This is a genomic window from Flavitalea flava, assembly GCF_054461575.1.
Genome location: NZ_JBTLQH010000029.1, coordinates 1 through 22,850, shown reverse-complemented (window position 1 = coordinate 22,850; position 22,850 = coordinate 1). Strand labels below are relative to the sequence as shown.

The window sequence follows — 22,850 nt, the reverse complement described above, 5'->3', positions numbered from 1 at the left end:
TTTTTGCGCCTCCTCTGGGTAGTGGGTATTTTCAAGTACCCAACTACGATTGCCCCTTTGAAAAAAGGTATGAAGAGGCCGGCTTAGATTTTTTGTATTGAAGACTATGATGAATAAGCATTAAACCTTCTCCTCACATTTTGGGCTTACCGCCATTAAATGAAATTTGTAAAAGTCATTAGTCATTAAACCTAAAAGAGATTAAGCACCATGGGACTTCCCGAGTTAAGGCCAGATGTGATTTCCGGTTTTAGAAAAGGTGATTCACAGGCTTTCGCCTCCTTTTTTCATCTTTATTACAGACCCCTTTGTTTTTTTGCGGACCAGTTGATAGACGATATGCCGGAATCGGAAGATATCGTCAAAGAGTGTTTTGTAAAACTCTGGTACAAACACAGGGATTTTGACAGTGCGCAAAATATCAAAGCCTTCCTTTATATCAGCACCCGAAATTCCTGCCTCAATTTTCTCCGCCATCTCCAGGTCAGGGATGCCTCCCGCAGGGAAATGATCTACCTGGAATCCGGAAGAGAGGAAGAAGTGGTCATAAATCACCTGATCAGGACCGAATTACTCACCCGGATCTACTCCGAGATCGAATTGATGCCCGAAAAACGACGGGAAGTATTTAAACTGGCCTATCTCGAAGGACTGAAGAACAGCGAGATAGCCGATCAGCTGGATATTTCCGTCTTCACCGTAAAGGAGCATAAGGGTAAAGCCCTTCAGCAATTGCGGCTGACCTTCTCCGATAAACAACTCGTGTTTTTGCTGCTGGGAGCCTCCCATTGCCTGGCCCTGGTCAGTGCCAAGGTTGCCTAAAACAGCCGGAAATGCAACGTTTCAACAAAAGGGGTTGTCAAAACAGGGAACCCAAAAACGTTGTGTATGAAGTATTTTCTGATGCTGTTGGGCATTTCCTGTTTTCTATGGGGAGCTTGTAAAAAGAACGTGGAGGATAAAAATGCATCCCAGGCCCATGGCACCCTGTATTTCCAGGACCCTGCTGCAGATGGAGTTGGGTTTTATTATAAAATAGATACCAGTGGGGAATTTATCCTTTCCCCGGATTTCAGCAACCCTGAATGGAACCAATACATCAATGTTCACACTTCGCTAAAGTTTGTTTATTTAGGGAAAAAATCTTGTTACGAATTTGGCATGGCGCCCCTGGCCTGCGGCACTCCCTTAAGATCCGTCGAGGTGATTAGTTTTACCAAATTGCCCTGAAGAATATGCTCTGCCTGAAGGATATCTTCTGTCTAAAGGATTTCCCGCTTCTAGAAAATCCTGCTTTATTCCGATCTCAGACTTTTTGCCGGGTTGGCCACCGCCGCCTTTATGGATTCATAACTGACGGTGAGCCAGGCAATGCCCAGGGCTGCCAGCGAAGCCATCCCGAATACGAGCCAGTTGACCTCTATATGATAGGCAAAGCCATCCAGCCAGCGATGGATCATAAAATAGGACAGCGGAACGGCAATGATAACGGAGACCAGGACGAGCCGGGTAAAACCTGTCGATAACAGATATACGATATGGAACAGGGAGGCGCCGAGTACCTTACGCACACCGATCTCTTTGGTCCTTTGCTGGGCCAGGAAGGCGGAAAGACCATAAAGACCCATACAGGAGATGAGGATAGCCAATACGGCAAATAAATTGAAAATGCTGCCCATTTGCTGCTCGCCTTTGTACAGATTGGCCAGATCCTGATCCAAAAAATTATAACTGAAGGGGAATGCCGGGCTTAGCTGGCGGCTTATGTTCTCCATCGCTTTGATGGTGGCTTCGGTGTTCCCGGGTTTAGTCCTTACCACGACGGTTCCTCCCCACCAGTCCAGTCCGATGACCAGTGGTTCGATGGGCTGCTGGATAGGTTTGAAGTTAAAATCCTGTACGACCCCGATGATCGTTCCTTTCCTGTCTCCAAAACTAAGGGGTTTACCCACCGCATTGTCGAGCGTCATTCCCATTAACCGGACGGCTTTTTCGTTGAGAACGTAATTGTTGGAGTCTGCCTTGAAGGCGGTGGTGAAGCACCTGCCTCTCAGGAGTTTTATTTGAAATACATCGATAAAATTTTCACTGACGTTCATGGAGGGGATGACAACCTGGGATTTGGGATCCTTTCCTTCCCATTGTACATTGATCGTGCCGGACATCAGATTGATGGGCAGTTCATTGACAATCGTAAAATTTGCCGTAAGCGGATCGTGCGCCAGACTGGTTTTGAGGGCATCCTGTCTTTTCCACATATCCCCGGTCATGGGCATATACAGGAGACCTCCTTTTACAAAACCGGGATTCCTGTTCTTGATGAATTGCAGCTGGTTATAGACGACTACCGTACCGATCAGCAGAACGATGGATACGACGAATTGGGTAATGACCAGGCCGTTGCGGAACAGTAGATTGCCCCCAAGGGATTTCAGACTTCCTTTTAAAACTTTTACCGGTTGAAAACCGGACAGGTACAGGGCCGGGTAACTGCCGGCCAGCAAGCCTGTTGCCAGGGCGATGCCCAGCAGACTGAGCCATATTTTTCCATCGGCAAGATGAAGGGTCAAATCCTTTTGGGCCAGATGGTTAAATGCCGGAAGTGCTAATTCTACCAGGGCTATGGAGAAAAGCAGGGCAAAAAAGGAAATCAGCAGGGACTCGCCCAGAAATTGTTTGATCAGCTGCCCGCGCAACGCCCCGACCACTTTACGTAAGCCTACCTCTTTGGCCCGCCGGGCGCTCCTGGCGGTAGCGAGGTTCATAAAATTGATGCAGGCGACGATAAGAATAAAAATAGCAACGATAAAAAAGATATTGACATATTGCCTATTGCCATGGCCCGGCAGGTCGATCTGCAGATTGGAATGAAGATGAATGCTGGTCAGGGGTTGTAAGCGAAAGGTCACCTTTAATGGATCTTTGGTAGTATTTGCCGTATAGATCCTGTTCATTTGCTGCTCGAAAGCGGCCAGGGCAGCCGGCGTAGGGACAAAATTTTTGTCCAGTTGAACATAGCCGTAAAAATTAAAATTGGTCCATGCATTTCTTTTCAGATCGTCATCTTTTCCGGCAATCGAAGACATGGGTATAATAAAATCGAACTGCAGATGGGAGTTGGAAGGTATATTGGATAGAATTCCCGTTACAGTCAGCAGTTGGTCATTGTCCTTTTTTAAGGTCCGCCCCATGGCTTCACCCGTCCCAAAATACTTTATGGCCATGTCCCTGGTGATCAGGATGCCATCCGGTCGTTGTAATGCGGTTTTGGGATTGCCCTTTTCCAGGGGGAAAGAAAATATCTCCAAAAAGGTGGAATCGGCATAAAAGACTCTTTTTTCTTCAAACCTGCGGTTGCCGGTTTCAAAAAAATTCGTGGAGATATGACTGAGCCGGACCGTATTTTTTATCTGAGGCATTTCAGCCTGCAAACCAGCCACCATCGCTGCCGGATTCACCGCCGCCTTAAAATCACTTGCCTGTGCCGTAATCCGGTAGGTCTGATCTGCATGTACATGAAAGCGGTCATAACTCAACTCGTTTTGCACCCAAAGAAGGATCAGGATACTGGAAGCCATACCTATGGCCAGCCCCGTTATATTGATAAAGGAATAGGCTTTATGGCGAAGAATATTTCTAACGGCGATCTTGAGATAGTTCTTAAGCATGTTTGTCTTTTCTGGTTGCTAAACAATAAGTAGAAAAAGCACCAAAAAAATGCCATAATGCAAAAGATTGATAATTGGTTATCTATATAGTATTATAAATATTAATGTGTTCGGATTCGATACCCGGAGCGTCCACTTTTGGAGAGGCTTGACTCGCCATTCTTATCTTTTTTTATATATTTTAAGAAACTTTTCTAAAATGACTAGTTCTGATTTCGAATTCAAGTGTTTTTATATGTGTAAAAAACAAATTAAGAGCTGTTTGGGCTCTCCTTAAAAGGGTTTTACAAGATCGGAAACAAGTATAATTATCATTTTATGAATGTAAAACGAACCAGAATAATTTTTATCTCCTTGGCTATATTATCTATAATAGGATCCCTTGTTGTAAATATTATTTACGATAAGGTTATTGTTGTGCCCAAAACAGACACAGTCATTGACGTCTATGGGAATAAAAAAGAATTTACAACAATGGAATATTCTCCAGCTTATAAATATCCAAGGGTATTAGGTGAATTTTTTTATACTCTTGGAATTGCTATCTTAATTTTTTTCCTGATAGAGTATACCTTGTCCAATTATGAAAGAAATAAGATAAATAAAGATGTTTTTGAAGGGGTGTTGAAAAAAATTATCCCGGAACCTCTTTTCGAAATAGTAACGAATGATATTTTGTATAAAAGCTTTATTAGAAAAAATGTAGTTTGGGAATATGAAATAAGTAACAATAATACAAATGATGGATATGATTTAACACAATTGATAATATACGAGTTTTGTAATATTTCCAATATAAAGGTGTCGGTGCCCGTTAGCATATCTATTCATCAAACAAAAGAGAATACTGCCTCTTTTGGCTATTTTGACGTCCAAAAAATGGATGGTGCCAAAATTTCGGTTTCTCCTGAAGATAAAGGATCTGAAAGAATCTTCAAATTGGATTTTGAACCTGGTCAGACGTTAAAAGTTATTCATCATATAAAAATAAGTTATGGAAGCTACCATGTTACAGATTGCCATTTTACGAACTATTCTATTATAGGATTAGAAATACGTATTAGAAAGCCAGCGGATTGTAAATTTCATTCTATTCCAACCTTTTCCAGTAATCTTGAAATATTAAAAGAAGACGACAGAAATATTATTTATAAGCCTGTAAAGGGGCTTTTGAAAGGGCAAGCTCTGGTCTATCTGTTGGAAAAGGAAGATCCATGTACCTTATTACAAGAACAAAGTTCATTTGCTAAAAAAGAAGCAGTCCTTGAAGTCGTTAATAATACTTTAGAAGAGATTTTAACCAAAACTGATTCTTAAATAATTGATAATCAATTTAAAATGTGTAATTTATTTTTTTGAGGGTATATCAAAAGATCTTTTTTTTATGACTTTTTTATACCAAAAAGCCTTGACAAATCGTTTTTATTAAGTATTTTGCAACTATAAAACTAAAGAATATGGCTATAACATTTGTCACCGGAAGCTAGTTTTCATTTTTCTTAATAGATTTAGTGAGGATAGATATAAATTATGAAACTGGCAACTTAGTTCAATCATTTTTCGCTTCGAAACTATATTTTTAAAGAGGACCATATCTTAACAGGTATGGTTTTTTGTTTTAAGGAATTAACAAAGCCAGCCCTATGCCGACAACCTGCTCAGGGTTTCTCTCGAAACGCCCAGGTAGGAAGCGATCAGTGTCTTGGGAACCCGCTGAAAAAGTGCAGGATATTGTTGAAGAAGATGGTTATACCGTGATTTGGCGTCATCGTTTAAAAAGGAGAGGATCCTTTTTTGCAACCCCAGGTAGCCGACACTTGTCTTGACCCGGAAAAAATGCTCCATTTTGTGTAGTTCCGAACAGAGTTTGTTTTTGTTAGCCAATGTTATACAAAGCAGGCTGGTCTGTTCGATACAATCAATGTTCAGGGTTGCCTTTTCGGCACTGTATAAAGCCTGGTAATCGGAGATCCACCAGTTCTCCATGGCAAATTGAATGATATGTTCCTTGCCGGATTCATTGATAAAATAGGCCTTCATCAGACCGCTGACTACAAAATATTCGTATTCCACGGCATTTCCTTCCTGGACGACGAATTGATACCGCTTCATTTCCCTGGATGAAAAATGCGTCAGGATATAGTCAAACTCTGCATCCGTTACCGGAACGATTTGCTCAATGTGCTGCCGAAATAGAATACCCATAGTTAAACTCCTGATCTTCAAAAGGAATGATTTACCAAAGTACGACATTGTCCGAAGATCAGGAGTATTACCATCTTTTTTTAGCCGGGCTATTGCCCTGCACCGGAAATTTTCAACGCCGTTATCACTTTTTCCGCCACCAGAGCCGCTGAGGCCGGGTTCTGACCGGTGATTAATTGCCCGTCGGCTACTGCAAAACCTTCCCAATCCTTTCCTCTTTCATATACTCCGCCTTTCGATTTCAACATGTCCTCCAAAAAGAAGGGCACCATATCCGTGGTCTGCCCGGTCGTTTCTTCCGTATTGGTATACCCCGTTACTTTTTTGCCTTTCACCAGGGGATCGCCATTGGCTCCTGTGACATTTTCCAGCGCGGCAGGCCCATGACAGACAAAGGCAGTTGGTTTGCCCTGCTGGTAGAACGTTTGGATCAGGCTGATGGAAACCGGATCGGTAGGAAGATCCCACATGGGGCCATGGCCACCCGGATAAAAGACCGCATCGTAATCTGCCGCTGAGACCAATTCCAGTTTTACGGTATGTCCCATTTTATTTTTCGTTGCCTGGTCTTCAAAAAATCGTTTGACGGAAGGGGTACTATAAGCGGGTAGGGTGCTTTTAGGATCGATAGGCGCAAGGCCTCCTTTGGGAGAAGCGATGGTTATTTCGACTCCTTCATCGGCTAGTCGGTAATAGGGAGTGGCAAATTCTTCGATCCAGGTGCCTGTCTTTTTATCCATACTTCCTGCATGATCGGCCGAAGTGACGACGAATAATACTTTTTTCTGTTTCATGGTATTTTAATTAAAATTCTTTATACAAAGCTGACCCAAATTCTTACGGTGGGCAAGGAGCCAGGTCACAGATATATTGTGAGGTAGATCACACCTTATTAATTAATTTTAAGACTTATTCGCCCTGAAAAGAAAGTTTTCAGGCAAGCATTACCCATAAAATTGACCCATAAAAACAACCTATATGCATATAGATCACACAACCTTAAGGACGGCGCGGCTGGAAGAAAACAGGGATTTTCTGTTAAGCATATTCGACCTGGTGGAAGGACCGCGTCCTGAACTTATTGCCGCCAATATGCGCGGGCATTGGTTATATCATAAGAATGCTCCCCTGATCCATTTGATCGAAAGTCATGATAAACCAGAAGTTCAAAAAGGGTATACGGTTGAGGCGATCGATCATACGGCCTTTTTTATGGAAGACTATGATGGATTCAAGAGCAAACTGGAAAGTCTCCATATTCCCTATACGCCGATGGAGCTCAAAGATATTGGCGAGCGACGGATCTTCATACGTACACCTACAGGCATTTTGCTGGAAACGGTTTTCAGGGATTAGATGTAACTATAAACTACTTTAATGACAATTCATATATTCGGGGAAGAAATTGATTGAAAATCCTGTAAAAAAATCTATGGGGATCGTCGAATATTTAGAAAAACTGAGAAAGGATGATAACTTTGAGGATGGCTATCGGCAAGGTTTTGAAGCGCAAGGACGCCGCATTGTCCAGAATTTTTTGAAGGTCACCGACCTCCCTCTGGAAAAGATCGCTTCCTTGGTAGGTGTCTCTCTGGAAATGGTCAAGGAAATAAGTATTACGTCTATTATTGAGCAACTGGCTGGAGAAAAACGGAAAGAAATTCTGGAGGAATGCCATGCCAGTTCCTATCGTGAGGATTATTCAGAAAGATATACGAGAAACTATGTACAAAGTTATAAAGTAGGTCTTCAGGATGGTTTTGAACTGGTGATTCGCCGTTTTGTTGAGGGCCTTTTAAAAAATTCGAGCCACACATCAGAGGAAATTTCTTTTTTAGCAGGCGTCACTCTGGAAACAGTAAAGAAGATAAAAAGTGCGCTCTGATTTATATCATGGACCTGGTGGATGAAGATTTGGAATTTTATATTTTTGTACGTTATAATTGACAAATTTTGATTTATGGCATTTTTGTACGTTATGTTGGATGAAAAGGAAAAGAGTCATCCGTCAAATAACCCCATCCAACCACCTCTGCGGGGTGGTTGGTCCATTTTGTGCCTTCTTTAACAGGGGCAATATGCACAAGGCCCAACAAATTTCTAAACATAACAATACCTTTAAATATTGAAATTTCTCTTACTTTAATAATGGCTTTTCATGAAAATACACCTTACTAAATCCTTATTGTTCTTAACGGCCGTCCTTCTTTGTTGGGTTGTTGTACCGGTTTTTGCACAAAAAACGGTTACGCCGCCGACGACCGGGAAGCCGGTTCCAGGCAAAACTGTGTCTGTCAAACCAGAACTCCTTAAATCGGAAACCCTTAAACCGGAAACGTCTAAACCGTTGGTCCTCGATCCTGCCGTACGCACCGGCAAACTGGCCAATGGTTTTACTTATTTTATCCGTCGTAATACGGAACCCAAAAACAGGGTGTTCCTTTATCTGGTGAATAAGGCAGGCTCTATCCTGGAGGAAGAAGACCAGCGGGGTCTGGCGCATTTTGTAGAGCACATGAGTTTTAACGGGACCAAACATTTTCCAAAAAATGAGCTGGTCAATTATTTACAGAAATCAGGCATCCGTTTTGGCGCGGATCTGAATGCCTATACCAGTTTTGATGAAACGGTCTATCAGCTGCCCATTCCATCCGACAAGCCGGAGTTGTTGAAAGGCGGGATGGCGATCATGCGGGATTGGGCGCAGGAGGCCACGCTGGACCCGGAAGAGATCGATAAAGAAAGGGGAGTTATCCTGGAAGAAAAACGGTTGGGGAAGGGCGCAAATGAACGGATGCAAAAAATTTACTGGCCCATCATCCTGGGCAATTCCCGTTATGCCGAACGTATTCCCATTGGTCTGGACACGGTGCTGGAAAATTTTAAACCCGAAGCGATCCGGCGTTTTTACAAAGACTGGTACAGACCCGATTTGCAGGCCCTGATCATCGTTGGCGACATCAATGTGGACCAGATGGAACAAACGGTCAAACAACAATTTTCTTCTTTGAAAAACCCTGTCGGGGAAAAAGCCCGGAAAAAATACGCCGTTCCGCTGACCGGTAAAAACCAGTTTGTGGCGGTAACCGATAAAGAAATGACCGCCACCGTAGCCGAGGTGATGATCAAACATATTGCCCCAAAACTACAAACAACAGCCGATTACCGTAAAGGGGTTATACAGAATTTGTTTAATCAGATCCTTGGAGACCGTTATTCGGAACTGGCCCGTAAGGCTGACCCTCCCTTTATCGGAGGTAGTGCAGGGATCTCCGGTTTTATTGGCGGTCTGGATAATTTTGACGCCAGTGTACAGGCAAAACCCGGTGAATTGGAGAAAGGCTTTAAAGCCGTTTGGCGGGAATCGGAAAGGGTCCGGCAGTTCGGGTTTACGCAGACCGAACTGGATAGGGCTAAGGCCGCATTGCTTAGCGGAGTGGAAGTATCCCTAAAGGAAAAGGATAAAACGAACTCCGGAAATTATGTAAATGAATACCAGGAATATTTTTTGAAGGGAGTTGCGGCACCGGGGATAGCCGTTGAATACCGGTTGACTAAAGACGATCTCGCGGCAATAACCTTAGCCGAAATCAATCAATTGACAAAGGAATACATTAAGCCGGTCAACCGGGACATTTTGATATTGGCTCCGGAAAAGGACAAGGCCGTTTTGCCGGATGAAAAGACGGTGAATGGCTGGTTACAAGAGGTGGAAAACGAAACGCTTAGTCCGTATAAAGATGAGGTTAGCAGCAAACCGTTATTAGGCACCGATCCCGTTCCCGGTAAAATAACCGGCGAACAAGGCAACAAAGAATTAAAATTAACCAGGCTTACGTTAAGTAATGGTTTGGTGGTTTTAATCAAGCCCACGAATTTTAAAAACGACGAGATCGTGTTCAGTGGTTTTGCACCAGGGGGAACCTCCTTGTACAAGGATGCCGAATATCAGTCCGCTGCCAATGCTGCCGGGATTATTGCGGCCGGTGGTGCGGGGAATTATTCCACCAACGAACTGGAGAAATTTCTGCAGGGCAAACAAGTGAGCGTACAGCCCTTTATATCGGAAAGGTATCAGGGCATTAACGGGGCCGCAGCGCCAAAGGATCTGGAAACGGCAATGAAGCTTCTTTATGCTTATTTTGCCGAACCGCGTAAAGATGAGGAAGTTTTTAAAGGGATCATCGCGCGTTCAAAAGCAGGGTTGGCCAACAGGGCTAATGATCCATCCAGCGTTTTTAACGATACCGTAGGCGCTGTTTTGGGGAGTTATCATATCCGCAGAACCGGCCCCACCGTGGAGAAGCTGGATCAGATAGACCTGGATAATGCCTATCGTATCTACAAGGAATCTTTTGCCAATGCCGGAGATTTTATCTTCACTTTCGTTGGCAGTATCGATACCAATACACTTAAACCGTTGCTGGAAAAATACCTGGGATCCTTACCGGCAATTGGCAACCATTTGAAGGCCATCGATCTTGGTATTCATATCCCTGCCGGGAAGATTGAAAAAAATGTATACAAGGGAAGTGAACCCAAAAGTACGGTGCTGCTTATTTATTCAGGAAATATCGGGTACACACCGGCCAACCGGGTCGGGATGGATGCCTTAAAAGAAGTTCTGGAGATCAGGTTGCTGGAAAGATTGCGGGAAGAGGAGAGTGGGGTCTATAGCCCGGGAGCTTATATCAATATGGGAAAATACCCGGATTCAAGGTACAGTCTGATCGTCGAGTTTGGCTGCGCTCCAAAGAATGTAGATAAATTGATCGCCTCCGTAACGGATGAGATCAACAAACTAAAAACTACCGGTCCTCCTCAGGGAAATATCGACAAATGGCGGGCAGAAGAAAAAACCAGCACGGAAACATCCCTGAAAACAAACGGCTTCTGGGTTTCTTATCTGAACGAACAGTTACAAAATGAAGAGCCGCTGGACCAGGTGAATGATTATTTTAAACAGTTGGATCAGGTTACGCCTGCTGCAATAAAAGAACTGGCTGCAAAATACCTGAGTGGTGATAATTTTATCCGGCTTGTTCTGCTCCCGGAAAATGGAAAGTGAAGATATTAAATATCAAATTTTAAAATAATTCCTGGTCTGGTGGTTTGATACCCTGTAAATGAAAATAAACAGTCGTTTGCCCCCGGTGATGGGTTTGATGTTCAAATATCTTGCTCAATAACACAGCTTTAGTCATCACATATTTATTAAAAAGCTTTATGGTGTCCTGGAATTGTTTAGGGTTCATGTTTTTAATGTTACTAATAACAAAATCATAGCCCGCCATTACCATCTTTATGGTATAGGCTTTCGATTTGTCAGTGGATTTTGAGGCCGCACCTTCCTCAATCGGACTTTTAATGCCGCCGGCTAAGGGTGCCAGCTCAAAATTTGCGTCAGTAAAATGCAGCATATGCTCAGCAAACGTTCGCATTTCAGGGGTCGGTTTAAAAGCATAACCAGTTTCCGGCATTGCCTCTAAATAATGCAGGGTAAAGGTTTTTGCTCTTTCCCAATCCTTAATCATTTGCCCGGCATCCTGAGCTTTGGCAAAAGTTGCAAGCAAAACCAGCGTTAGAAAAGTGAATAATTTTGTGATCTTTTTCATTATAGTTAACTTTTTTTTGGTATAAAACAGTCATTCGCGATACAATCATTGTCTAATGCAGGTTGCCGGATTCATCCTGTACCCTTGTGAAGGTCATGATCCAGTTTGTTTCCCAGGTCTTACCCCCGTCGGCAGAAAAAGCCTGCTCGAAACGAACTGATGTGGGAGTAATATCGTAGAAGCCGTTTCGTGCGAGAATGCTACGCCCGTTGAAATTCTCCTGATCGAAGAACTCACCGTGTCCATCCTTAAACTCGCCGATCATCGGTTGCGTCAACATGCCTTGACTGCTATTCGTCCAGTTGAGGTTCCACTGATGGGATTCGGGGTTATATAAACGCAGTCCGACCCCTTCAATGTGTCCCGCCGGGCCATCGACCTCGAGCTCGAGAACACTTGCGCGACCATTCCACAGTTTGCGCACGAACGACATCCCGTTATATTCGGTCCAGCTGGTTGAGCCCGTCAGCGGGTGCAAGAGTCGCGTCACCTTCGTTTTCCAGGTACCGAAGTGGAAATCAAAATCATGTTGACCGTCGTGTTGCGTTGAAGGATTCTGTTGTGCATTACCCTTAATTGATAATATAATGAGGAAAGCCAATATTAGAAAAAAAGATAATCTCGTGATTTTTTTCATTGTACTTAATTTTTGTTTTAATTTCCGGGTGCAAGTTATTCCTAAAACAATTTGGGAAATTGTACAAAATCGTCATTCACGATAAAATCTATAAACGTAATTTGTCAAACGAACCATCCGCAGGGAAGATAGCCATCGAACGGCCGCTCTTTTGCGGCGACAGGGAGATCGTTGTTGTGTTTGGAAGGGTTATTATTTTCCTGGTCTATCGGTTTGAAATATCGAAGCGGTTGCACCCCTGAGAATTCTTTAAACTCCCTGTTAAAGTGCGATTGGTCATAGTAATGGCAGGAATAGGCGAGGCTGGTCATTGTTTGAGGCTGGCCGAAACAATACCTGTCTTTTACGGATTGAAAACGGACGATTCGCGCAAAGTATTTTGGAGGGAAACCAGCGATGGCTTTAAATCGTCTTTCAAATTGTTTAACTGATAGGCCAGACTCTTTTTGTATGGTTGAAATATCCACAGAACCTGCAGATTGGATGACCTGATCAACAAAATAGTTGACAGGGTCCACCTTATAACGCAATGCCCTTTTTGTAAGATAATCTGAAACCCGGGCCAGGCGCTCAGTAGTATTAGCCGCATTATATACCTGGTCAGCGAGAACATCTCCTTCGGATTTAAATAAAGCAGAAAAATCAAAAACGCGGTTTGCGACTTCACTAGCTGGGATATTAAGTAATTGATTTACAGCATGCGGATATAACCGGACGCCAAAAAAACCAAGTTTGGTTCCAACAGCGAATTTATCGTGAATAGAATGCTGGAAACGTATCCGGGCACTTTGAGCCGAATAGTTTTGAAAACCTTCATTGTATTGAAAGATAATTTCAGGACAACTGTCTGCCATCAAAAAGTAGTCTTTCGGAGTAGGCTCATTTGGATCGCTATCCAGCGTCCAAAAGCATTTCACTAGCTGCCTTAGCTGCACTGAGGGTGTGAATATTTTGTAATCCATTTTAAGAAATTTGTAATGAGGCCGCCACAAGTTTACGGGAAATTCGTAAGATACTTTTATAACCCGATATAAATCTTAACAAAACTCATTTTCGGCTTTCCTCAAAATATTATCGCGCGCACATATTGCTAACATAATTAGTTTATTACTAAATAAGTTGGTTTTTAGTAATATCTTTATTCAGTTATGAAACTATATATCGGGCATGTATATCCCTTATGTAGTTTTTATATTTTAACCGTTTAAAGTTTACCAATGAAACAGCGAAAAAAAAACGATATTACTGAATGCAGGAAAAAAATATTTTTTGAATTTAATTTTTTTCCCGCATTCCCTTTATTGTGAGCTTCAGCCTTTGGCTGAGCTCACGAACTGGGCGGAGCCCAGTTCTGGAAAGTAGTTCTGGAAGATGTTTTTGATGATTTGTTGCGCTTTCTTTATACCGATGCCGATCAGGTATATGATATGGCCCGCGGTATTGAATTCCTGGATAAGGAGCTGGCCCAGATTGACCCGGTTCCCGGAGAAAAAAGGAATACGCGGTTTGTGGACAAGTTAGGAAAGGTATATAACAAACAGGGCAGGGAAGAATGTATTTTATTCCATTGTGAAATACAGGGTGACACCTCTAAACCTGAACAGTTTTCTGAAAGGATGTTCACCTACTTCTACCGGCTGAGAGATTTAGACAAAGGGCCCGTTTCTGCAATTGCTTTATTTACAGGAAAGAATGCGAAGAAAATGCCGGATAAGTTTGAATACCAATACCGGAAAACCAAGCTGTCTTATCAATATCATATTTTATCCATCCTTGACTATTCAGATGAGGAATTGCAAGAAAGTGATAATCCTTTTGCCTTGATCGTACTCGCGGCAAAAACCGCTCTTCTGGAGGGCAGAATACCCGAAGTAGAATTACTGAAGCGTAAGCTATTAATTGCTAGTGAATTAATAAAAAAAGGGTTCTCCCGAAGGAAAATAAATGCCATTTTCCGTTTTTTAGATAACTATGTCTTATTTGAAGATCCGCAAATGAATCGTATCTTTAAAGAGACTATTCAATCACACGATAAATATAAAAATATGGGTATCGAAGAATATCTTAACCAGGTGAGTAAAGAAGAAGGAAAAGCTGAAGGATTGGCCGAGGGATTGGCCGAGGGCCAGGCTAAAACACGTCTTATAATTGAGAATTTGCTGAAAGTCTCGGACTTTTCTACACAAAAGATAGCCTCTATTGCTTGTGTCACGGAAGATTTCGTGAACAAGATCAGGCAGGAAATTCTGGTAAAATAAACCACTTGAATTTTGTTAAAAACAATATTAGCCGTCCGGGATCCGGGCGGTTTTTTTGATCTTTCCATATCAAAAAAATTATTAATAAATAAACAGGTTATGCTAACCATCCTAAAGGAAAGTCTGTGGAAACAATTCGGCGCAAGCATCGACATGCTTGAAAATGCCATTATCCTTTGGCCGGAAGAACGTTGGTATACCGACGGGGCTAACGATAGGCGTTTTTTTTATATGGCTTATCATTGCCTGGTATTCCTGGATTATTACCTGACCATCCCGGCTCAAAATCTTTCTTCCCCACTTCCATTCACTATAACTGCAGCCGGTGATATTCCAGCCGATGCCATTGACGACCTTGTTCCGGACAGTATTTATAGTAAAAAAGAATTGCTGGACTATCTCCAGGCAAGCCGTGAAAAATGCCATACCGTAATCGCAGGTCTAACAACCGAAAAATTAGCAGAAAGATGGATAGAGGAAGTGGGTTCTGGAGATATGAATTATGCAGTGCTGGAGATACTGCTGTATAATATGCGACATGTTCAGCATCACAGTGCACAATTGAATAAGCTTTTGCGAAACGAAATAAATAACGCACCGGGATGGGTTTCCCGGGCTAAAGATGATTTGTGACATGTCTTCCCCCTACCATATAACAACGCTTACCAACCAGCAACCAATCATCGATGAACTGGCTGGCCTCCTTATCGAAACAGTCGCCAACGGCGGTTCGGTGAGTTTTATGCATCCGCTTGATCCGACAGTCGCCAGGGCCTTTTGGGAAAAATCACTGCAAGCGGCAGATCGTGGGCAGCGGATTGTGCTAGGGGCATACGAAAACATGCCGGCCGAAATCGCCGGAGTTTCCAAAACCGCCGAAAACGCCACCCTCATCGCCACGGTTACCCTTCTCCTTGACTTCCCTCCCAACCAGCCCCATCGCGCTGAGATTGCCAAAATGATGACGAGGATAAGTCATCGCCGCCGCGGCCTGGCCAGGGCGCTGATGGTGGAGGCTGAACGTTTGGCCATCGAACAGGGACGGACCTTGCTGACTCTTGATACGGCCACCGAAGACGGAGCCGCAGGTCTATATGAAAGTCTGGGATTTCAGCGGGTGGGTGAGATCCCCAATTTTGCCCTGAAACCCCATGGCGGTCTTACAGGAACCATTATTTATTATAAGATAATTTAATTGGTTTGTCTGCCATGCAGTTATCAGGCAGTCCCCATTAATAAATCTTTTACCTGTCTTTTAATCTACCGGTAACAAAGGGCTCGCCTATTTTTTGTAATATTAGGGATAACTTCTTCAGCTCATGAAACTGTTTTTCTCTACCCTCCTGGTTACCTTGTTTTTCCTGCAAGGCCGTTCCCAGTCCATTTTGGTCAATACCTCGATGGAATTGAGCAAGGATTTAATGCCTGAACACGGTTTTTTGCCAGGGAAAAAATTCGCCTTTTATCCAACGCTCGAAAAATACGATTTCAAAGGGAAGAAATTCCGGGTGGAGCTCTATGACCAAAGGGATAGCCTTCAATTAATGCATGTGGCCTGTTCAGAGGTGGAGATCAACAATAAGTCGGAATTTGCCGGTCCGGGCGGGGCGGGGAAGGTCGTGGAATATTTCCGGAATCTTTTGCCCGCCTCTGGTATAACACTGGACTCAACGGCAACCGAAACGATAAAGGTCAATCTGGAGGCATTGGATTCCCGTATCATCGGTTTTGGCAGCGGTACCGCTCACGGTCTTTGCCAGATGCATATTACCTGCCCGGGTATCTCGCAATCCTACTGTGTGGACATCACGGACAAGGACAAACATTCGCCCGTAGGAAAAAATGCCTTCGTGACACGCAAAACGGCTACCCGGATAATTCAGAGCGCCTCCATCAGGGAGGTTATTGAAAAATTCCTGGCCGATCTGCAAAATGCCCAAAAATTGCCCTGAACATATTCTTAAAAAAAGCTATTTTTAAGAATGAGTTTTTTGAACAAAACTATAGGCAAGGCAAGTGCTTTTGCCACTGCTTTTATCAGTGCAATTGTTTCTGAGCATTATAGTACCGTTCTTGGCCAGTCAGGTGGTGAAATAGCGCATTTGGCCGGACCGGTCATGCTTGTCCTGAGTCATTTGCTTACCCATATCGGCAGTGAATTTGTCGCTCCGGTCGCCGAAGAGGTGATGGAACAATTCGAACGGAAAAACCCCAATGAACTCAATCACGATCTGCAGAAAACGCTGCTGGAGTCCATGCAGAAGGCCATCGAAGGAATTGAATTGTTATACAAAGAGAAATACCCGGACAACCCTTTAAACAAACCCATCAAAAAATTCCTTCGCAGTCTTCGAAAAGATTTTTTTACGGAGTTCTCCTCCGCCGAAGGATTTACCCTGGAGAACAATGATTTTAAAAAGATCATGTATACCTCCGATGAGAAAAAAGATAACCGGTTTTTATATACTGACAAAGAGAGCCCTGTCGAAAATGATTTTTCAAAGGCTCTGAACCAACGGTTGGCGGAAGAACTGGCCGGCCAGGATCTGGCGCCGGAGTTCCAGGAATTGTTCATCAAAAATTTCCTGCCGCTAACGCAATTGTATTTTGGGGAGAAACTCAAACAGGATAAGGGAAGTGCCGCCCGCAGAGCGATGGAACGCATGTTGTCCGAAGAGACCCTGATCGGGATCAATAAACTGATCGCCATGCAGGAGACAGCCGCAACGGTTCGAAAAGAAGACGCTACGAATGCCGGATCGAATACCGGGTATCAGCGAAAGGGTGGTAAATTCCTAAAAATGTCTCCTCAACAAATGGAGGAACTCAAGTCGCTGGTCAGGGAGTTAAAAGACAACAACCAACTGGATGTCCAGTTCGGCGAAGCCCTGGACAACCGTTTTGAACAGCTGGCCAGCCAATATAAAGCGCTGCATGGAGAGGTACTCCATATAAAAAAGGAGGTCCATGCTATTCGCCATACCCTCTCCATCAATATGCGGTATGCCCTGATCGTTGCAGGGATCAGTTTAGTAGTGGCGACAATCCTCATCGTTCGGAAGATCAATACCCCTTTTACCGCTTCGGTGACCCTGGTCAATGATCCTGGCTTACCGTTGCCAAAGGATTATCCCGGTTTGAAGTTCCCGGTAAAAGGTTTGCTGTTACTGCCGGACCGGACGGAAACGATCGTTTTTAACGAAGACAGGAGCGCCGTCTCTCCACCGCTGGATCATGACTGGCTGCATAAAAAAATGGCCTTCCGTCTGGAAGATGAATATTGGAGCGTCTCGTCAGATTCACTTATCCTTTCCGATGAAAGGACCCGGGTAAGCATAAGGCCTACCGATAAACTGGCCCATGTCGAAGGAACGGTTGCCGCTTACTCCGGGAAATCCGGCAGCCCGAATCTATCGAATCAAACCAATCAACCGAATCAGCCGAATCAACCCAATCAATCGAATAAACCGAATCAACCGGGTAGTATTTTCATCAAAGGAGCGGAGGTCCACCTTGGCGGCGATACCGTTCTGTATACCAACGATCAGGGTGTATTTAAAGCCTTGCTGCCGTCAACGATGTTAAGACCCATGCATAAAGTGACCGTAATCGCACCGGGTTACAGGGAGGAGACGGAAGACTATTACCCGAATTCCACCCCGTTGCGATTTATGCTGCAGCCCCAAAAACCATTGCGTTAGCCGCAAAAAATTCCGTGTATGAAAGGAACCTTATTATTGATAGCGGGTCTGGGTTTTGCCTCCTGTCTTTTCGGGCAGAACCGGGAACTAAAAGGCACGGTCCTTTACCAGAATAGCGGAAAAAAACCTGCTGTAAAAGTAAAGATCATGGGACAGGGGGCCAATCCGGATTATTCCACTTCGTCGGGACAGTTCCAACTGGTCTATGCCAATAAAGGCCCCGGCGACCCGGCTGGTCTGAGTGTAGGTTCATTGGACCGGTACAATACCCCGGTCGAACTGGTCAATACCGAATTGGTCAATAATACCCGCATACCGAGCGAACCCAAAAATGACCTCTTTATATTTGTTTGTAAGGCCGGGCAACTGGCCGAGGCCAAAACGCATTATTATAATCTTTGCGATTCCAGTCTCCGGAAGAAATACGGCAGGCTGATCGGCGAAAAAGAAAAATTGCTGGCAAAGGCAAACACCAGCGAAAAGGAAAAAGGGCAATTGCAGGCGCAGTTAGATACGCTTCGGACCAATTTTCTGGAAGCCCTGAACAAACTGGATAATCTTTCCGGGTATATGGCGGCTATCAATAAGGATTTTGCTTCCGATATGGTAAAGGCAGCCATGGATAAAATGGAAAAGGAACAGGATATCGAGGGCGCTTTACGGATCCTGGACGATGCCAAACTGGATGAGGCCTACCGCCAGGCTATGGCTATGAAGGCCAAAGCGGAATCAGAAATCGAAAAGGTTACGGAAGGGTATACCCTGAAGATAAATCTTCTATTGCCGCAATTCCGGTATAAGGAAGCTATAAAGTGCTATGAAAAGGTACTTGCCATCGAAGAGGAAAATAAGGCGGACAGTTTACAACTGATCCTCCACTATCTGGGCCTGGCTTCGGCCTATAACGAAGATGGGAAATATACAAAGACGATCGCCATTTTAATAAGAACCAGGGACCGTTTCGATTTTAAAAAGGATTCCCTGACCTGGTCGGTCGTTGAAAATAATTTAGGGGATGCTTATCTGCAAATGGAGAAGGACGATTCTTCCTTGTATTGTTTTCAACAGGTGCTCCGGATCCGTGAAAAAATACTCGACAAGGATGATCTGATGCTGGGAAGTATCTATGATAATTTAGGAGCGGCTTACCGAAGGAATAACTTATTGGACAAGGCCCTGGAAATGGGTAACAAAGGGATCGCGCTCCGGGAACGGATCCTGAAAAAAGACGATCCCAAACTGGCTGTTTCCTATCACAATACGTCGTTGATCTATTTCCGCCTGGTCAATTTACCCAAGGCCCTGGAACTCGAAAATAAATCCATTGCGATCAAGGAAAAGATCCTGCGGCCGGACGATCCGGGTTTGGCTTCTTCCTACCTGCATTTATCCCTGATCCAATATTTTCAAAAGGATAATGTACATGCCATTCGGCATATTCTTAAGGCAAAAGCCATTTCAGAAAAGACCCTGGATCCGTTGCACAGGAATTTTGGAAGTATCTATGATCAATTAGGCCGGGTATATGCACAAATGAGTGTTGAAGATAGTGCGGCTTATTTTTTTAAAAAGGCCGTCGATATTTACGTGGCCAATGATGACAGCACCTCCGGCCGTTCCTCTTATGGTGATTACCTGGATGCCAGGGCGGTTCAGGCCCGGCAGGACAATAAATATATGCTGGCCATCCAATACCTGGATACCTTAAACCGGATCTATAAACCAAAGGATTTACTGATCCTGTTCCGGCTGGGGACGCTCTGTTTCATGATTCACCGTTATGACAGCTCCGCCAATTACTACCGGCAGGCGGAAGCTGCCCTGGAACCTGCTCCCGATAACCAGTACAGAACGATTATCCGTGACCGGATTTTTTATGCCCTGGCTTTCCGGTCTTATTACCGGGATAATGATTATGTGCAAACGCTACATTATTTCGACAGCCTTACCGTACTTCCGGATAGCCTGGGCGATTTAACCAAGACCGCGCTTTGTTATTACCAGCTTAAAAAGTATACACAGGCCATCCGGGCATTGAAACAGGTGCAGGTATTGGATACGCTGCTGGAAATGAAAGGGACCTTTAATGTGTTGGGGATGGCCTATGCAAAAAATAACCAACTGCCGGAAGCAGAGCAGGCCTTTAAGAGCTTCGAAGGACTGCACCTCAGTGAAGGCGTGGCCTTCCGGAACTGGGCCGCCTGGTTCGCGCTGAAGAAAGACAAGGATAAGGCCCTGGACAACCTGGACAAAGCCATCGCCAATGGGTATGCGGACCTGGACTGGATACTTACCGATGATAGTCTGGAATATATCAGAAATGAGCCCCGGTTTAAGGAGCTGGTGAAGAAGCTGAAAGAGAAAGGCTAACTCTTTTTCCTGACTGAAGATTGCCTTACGATAAGATTAGTGGGTAATTTGGTATGGACCGGCGTATAAGGGGCATTACCATTTTTTATTTGCTCCAGCAATAAGCGCATGGCCGTCCTGCCCATTTCGCTCACGGGTTGTTTGACCGTCGTCAGCTGCGGTTCGATGACCGAAGAGATCGGATCATCGCTGAAGCCAACGATCCCCAGCTCGTCCGGAACCTTGATCCCCCTGCTTTTGGCATATAATAAGGTCTGAATGGCCGCGGGGTCGTTGATACAAAAGATAGCATCAGGGCGGGTCTTCTGTGTCAATAATTTTTTTGCAGAGTCCCAGGCATTTTCAGCAGTCAGATCATGATGCAGGATCCATTTTTCATGGGTAGGTAGTTTGTGCGTCTTCAGCGCGTCGAGATATCCTTTAAGCCTGTTCTGGCTTACGCGGAGTTTGGGAGGGCCGCTGATATGAGCGATCCGTTTGTAACCGTTCAGGATCAGATGTTCTACAGCATTATAGGCTCCTTCATAATCATTTACGGTCACCCGCGAGGTGTTTATCTTTTCGCAGATCCGGTTGAAGAAGACGATGGGGATGCCATGCCGTCCAAAGGTCCTGAAATGATCGAAATCGCTGGTCTCGCGGGTCATCGAAATGATCACGCCATCTACCCGGCTCGCCAGCAGGACCTGGGTATTGGCCATTTCCGTCTGAACCGATTCCTGGGATTGACAAATAATGACATTGTATCCCGCTTCGCCGGCTATTTGCTGCGCTCCGATGATGACCGTTGGAAAAAAGGAGGTCAAAAATTCGGGAACGATAATACCGATAGTGTTGCTCCTGCTGTTCACCAGGCTTTTGGCTAGGAGATTGGGCTGGTAATCCAGTTTCTTCGCCATTTGCACGACGGCCTTGCGCGTCTCCTCTTTTATATCTGTATGCCCCTGCAGGGCACGCGAAACGGTGGACTTGGAGATATTCAGGGCCCGGGCGATATCGAGAATGGTGGCAATATGGGTGGGGCTGGGGGCCATATCCTGCTGAGCCGCCGGAATGGTAAAGTAGATCTGGCAATCCTTGCAATAATACCGTTGTTTGCCCCGGGCAAGACCCGATTTGGTAATGGCATGCACCTGCCCGCATTTAGTACAGCGTATCATTCCCATAAGCTTTTTCTTCCTTTCACCTACCGGGAACGATACCGCAATCGTTCCCGGTAGATACTGTTTTCAAAATTAAAGATCCTTAACATTTTCCGGAAAAAACTTTCCTAAAATTGCAATAGCATTCCATTCACTGAACGGAATGCTTTTATCAAAAGGCCTTAACAAGCTGCTTTAACAAACTGATTGCTTTACTTTAAATAAACTGCCATATGCGAAAATTCCGGACGCTCCTTCTGCCTGCCGTCTTTTTTTCCCTTTTTTTAGGTTCTCCCTTTCTTTCCCTTGCCCAGAAGCCTGTTCAGACTATCCAGGGAAAGGTGAGAGATGCCGATAATAATCCTGTCGCCGGAGCCAGTATCACCCTTAAAGGCTCCAAAAAAGGAACCACTACAGATAACAAAGGTGAATTTACAATAAAAGATAGTACACCCGATGCGATTCTGCTGATCTCTTACCAGGGCTATGACGAGGAGACGGTGCCGGTGAACGGACAGTCATTCGTGTCGGTAGTGTTAAAGAGACATATCGGCAAGCTGGAAGATGTGGTCGTCGTTGGTTATGGTACACAACGCAGGGCTGCTACGACGGGGTCGATCGCCTCGGTAAAAGCTGCAGAACTCACCCAAACGCCGGTAACCAATGTTGCCCAGGGGATCCAGGCCAGGGTATCCGGCGTACAGATCACCCAGAACAATGCCGCTCCGGGTGGAAATATCAGCGTTCGTATCCGGGGAACCAATTCCATCAACGGTTCTTCGGAACCGCTCTATATTATAGACGGGATCCAGATCTCCAATGGGGGAAGCGTTACGGACCCCAGCCCTTTGTCCACGATCAACCCCAATGATATCGAGTCGGTGGAAATTTTGAAGGACGCTTCTGCCACCGCGATCTACGGTGCCCGGGGAGCCAATGGAGTCATCCTGATCACGACCAAACGGGGTAAGAATGGTCCGACCCGTGTGCAGATAGAATCTTATCAGGGCGTTCAAAACGCGTTGAAAAAGATAGATATGCTCAATGCGGCCCAGTTTGCCAAGCTGGAGAACGATGTGTACAACAGCCCCATTTATTCCAATCCCGATTCATTGCAGGGCAAGGGGGTGAATTGGCAGGATCTTATTTTACGCAAAGCGATCATCCAGAATTACCAGATATCGGTCAGCGGCGGTTCCGAAAAAACCCAGTTCTCTTTATCCGGCAATTTTTTTAACCAGGATGGTATTATCA

General features: G+C 44.6%; 20 protein-coding genes. 13 read left to right on the top strand and 7 right to left on the bottom strand.

Annotated elements, in window-relative coordinates:
* Positions 1-210: 210 nt before the first annotated feature.
* A complete protein-coding gene (locus ACX0G9_RS21870) occupies positions 211-822 on the top strand; it encodes an RNA polymerase sigma-70 factor (protein ID WP_459067091.1) in 612 nt (203 codons plus the stop codon).
* A gap of 66 nt (positions 823-888) precedes the next feature.
* Complete coding sequence (locus tag ACX0G9_RS21865) at positions 889-1,230, top strand: hypothetical protein (RefSeq protein WP_459067090.1); 342 nt, start codon at positions 889-891, stop codon at positions 1,228-1,230.
* Between the two features lie 65 nt (positions 1,231-1,295).
* Here ACX0G9_RS21865 and ACX0G9_RS21860 read toward each other — a convergent pair whose 3' ends face one another.
* Positions 1,296-3,668 carry an ABC transporter permease gene (locus ACX0G9_RS21860; protein WP_459067089.1) on the bottom strand — a complete coding sequence of 791 codons (2,373 nt, stop codon included), beginning with the start codon at positions 3,666-3,668 and terminating at the stop codon, positions 1,296-1,298.
* A gap of 318 nt (positions 3,669-3,986) precedes the next feature.
* Here ACX0G9_RS21860 and ACX0G9_RS21855 point away from each other — a divergent pair, with 318 nt between their 5' ends.
* Positions 3,987-4,985, top strand: a complete 999-nt coding sequence (locus ACX0G9_RS21855; protein WP_459067088.1) for a hypothetical protein — start codon at positions 3,987-3,989, stop codon at positions 4,983-4,985.
* 324 nt (positions 4,986-5,309) lie between these two features.
* Here ACX0G9_RS21855 and ACX0G9_RS21850 read toward each other — a convergent pair whose 3' ends face one another.
* Positions 5,310-5,873, bottom strand: a complete 564-nt coding sequence (locus ACX0G9_RS21850) for a Crp/Fnr family transcriptional regulator (protein ID WP_459067087.1) — start codon at positions 5,871-5,873, stop codon at positions 5,310-5,312.
* Positions 5,874-5,962: 89 nt separating this feature from the next.
* Positions 5,963-6,667: a type 1 glutamine amidotransferase domain-containing protein gene (locus ACX0G9_RS21845; RefSeq protein WP_459067086.1), complete on the bottom strand. Its 705-nt coding sequence runs from the start codon at positions 6,665-6,667 to the stop codon at positions 5,963-5,965.
* 184 nt (positions 6,668-6,851) lie between these two features.
* Here ACX0G9_RS21845 and ACX0G9_RS21840 point away from each other — a divergent pair, with 184 nt between their 5' ends.
* From ACX0G9_RS21840 to ACX0G9_RS21830, 3 genes are all read left to right on the top strand, one after another.
* Complete coding sequence (locus tag ACX0G9_RS21840) at positions 6,852-7,229, top strand: VOC family protein (RefSeq protein WP_459067085.1); 378 nt, start codon at positions 6,852-6,854, stop codon at positions 7,227-7,229.
* Between the two features lie 76 nt (positions 7,230-7,305).
* The gene (locus ACX0G9_RS21835; RefSeq protein ID WP_459067084.1) at positions 7,306-7,758 is read left to right on the top strand and encodes a hypothetical protein; all 453 of its coding nucleotides are present in this window, start codon (positions 7,306-7,308) and stop codon (positions 7,756-7,758) included.
* A gap of 273 nt (positions 7,759-8,031) precedes the next feature.
* Positions 8,032-10,941, top strand: a complete 2,910-nt coding sequence (locus ACX0G9_RS21830; RefSeq protein ID WP_459067083.1) for a M16 family metallopeptidase — start codon at positions 8,032-8,034, stop codon at positions 10,939-10,941.
* A gap of 19 nt (positions 10,942-10,960) precedes the next feature.
* Here ACX0G9_RS21830 and ACX0G9_RS21825 read toward each other — a convergent pair whose 3' ends face one another.
* From ACX0G9_RS21825 to ACX0G9_RS21815, 3 genes are all read right to left on the bottom strand, one after another.
* Entirely contained in the window at positions 10,961-11,488 is a 528-nt protein-coding gene (locus ACX0G9_RS21825; RefSeq protein WP_459067082.1) for a DinB family protein, read from the bottom strand.
* A 52-nt stretch (positions 11,489-11,540) separates the two neighbouring features.
* Entirely contained in the window at positions 11,541-12,125 is a 585-nt protein-coding gene (locus ACX0G9_RS21820; protein WP_459067081.1) for a hypothetical protein, read from the bottom strand.
* A 104-nt stretch (positions 12,126-12,229) separates the two neighbouring features.
* Positions 12,230-13,087 (bottom strand): DUF6597 domain-containing transcriptional factor, encoded by an 858-nt coding sequence (locus ACX0G9_RS21815; RefSeq protein ID WP_459067080.1) that lies wholly within the window; start codon positions 13,085-13,087, stop codon positions 12,230-12,232.
* Between the two features lie 423 nt (positions 13,088-13,510).
* Here ACX0G9_RS21815 and ACX0G9_RS21810 point away from each other — a divergent pair, with 423 nt between their 5' ends.
* The 6 genes from ACX0G9_RS21810 (at position 13,511) to ACX0G9_RS21785 (ending at position 20,454) form a co-directional block, all read left to right on the top strand.
* The gene (locus tag ACX0G9_RS21810; RefSeq protein WP_459067079.1) at positions 13,511-14,383 is read left to right on the top strand and encodes an RpnC/YadD family protein; all 873 of its coding nucleotides are present in this window, start codon (positions 13,511-13,513) and stop codon (positions 14,381-14,383) included.
* A gap of 99 nt (positions 14,384-14,482) precedes the next feature.
* Positions 14,483-15,016 carry a DinB family protein gene (locus ACX0G9_RS21805; RefSeq protein WP_459067078.1) on the top strand — a complete coding sequence of 178 codons (534 nt, stop codon included), beginning with the start codon at positions 14,483-14,485 and terminating at the stop codon, positions 15,014-15,016.
* Between the two features lies 1 nt (position 15,017).
* Entirely contained in the window at positions 15,018-15,578 is a 561-nt protein-coding gene (locus ACX0G9_RS21800) for a GNAT family N-acetyltransferase (protein ID WP_459067077.1), read from the top strand.
* 124 nt (positions 15,579-15,702) lie between these two features.
* Positions 15,703-16,335 carry a hypothetical protein gene (locus tag ACX0G9_RS21795; RefSeq protein WP_459067076.1) on the top strand — a complete coding sequence of 211 codons (633 nt, stop codon included), beginning with the start codon at positions 15,703-15,705 and terminating at the stop codon, positions 16,333-16,335.
* A gap of 39 nt (positions 16,336-16,374) precedes the next feature.
* Positions 16,375-18,084 carry a hypothetical protein gene (locus tag ACX0G9_RS21790; RefSeq protein WP_459067075.1) on the top strand — a complete coding sequence of 570 codons (1,710 nt, stop codon included), beginning with the start codon at positions 16,375-16,377 and terminating at the stop codon, positions 18,082-18,084.
* A gap of 18 nt (positions 18,085-18,102) precedes the next feature.
* Complete coding sequence (locus ACX0G9_RS21785; RefSeq protein ID WP_459067074.1) at positions 18,103-20,454, top strand: tetratricopeptide repeat protein; 2,352 nt, start codon at positions 18,103-18,105, stop codon at positions 20,452-20,454.
* Here ACX0G9_RS21785 and ACX0G9_RS21780 read toward each other — a convergent pair.
* Positions 20,451-21,614: a LacI family DNA-binding transcriptional regulator gene (locus ACX0G9_RS21780; protein ID WP_459067073.1), complete on the bottom strand. Its 1,164-nt coding sequence runs from the start codon at positions 21,612-21,614 to the stop codon at positions 20,451-20,453. The genes ACX0G9_RS21785 and ACX0G9_RS21780 overlap by 4 nt on opposite strands.
* Before the next feature lie 215 nt (positions 21,615-21,829).
* Here ACX0G9_RS21780 and ACX0G9_RS21775 point away from each other — a divergent pair.
* The coding region (locus tag ACX0G9_RS21775; RefSeq protein WP_459067072.1) for a TonB-dependent receptor plug domain-containing protein at positions 21,830-22,850 on the top strand (1,021 nt) is incomplete at its 3' end.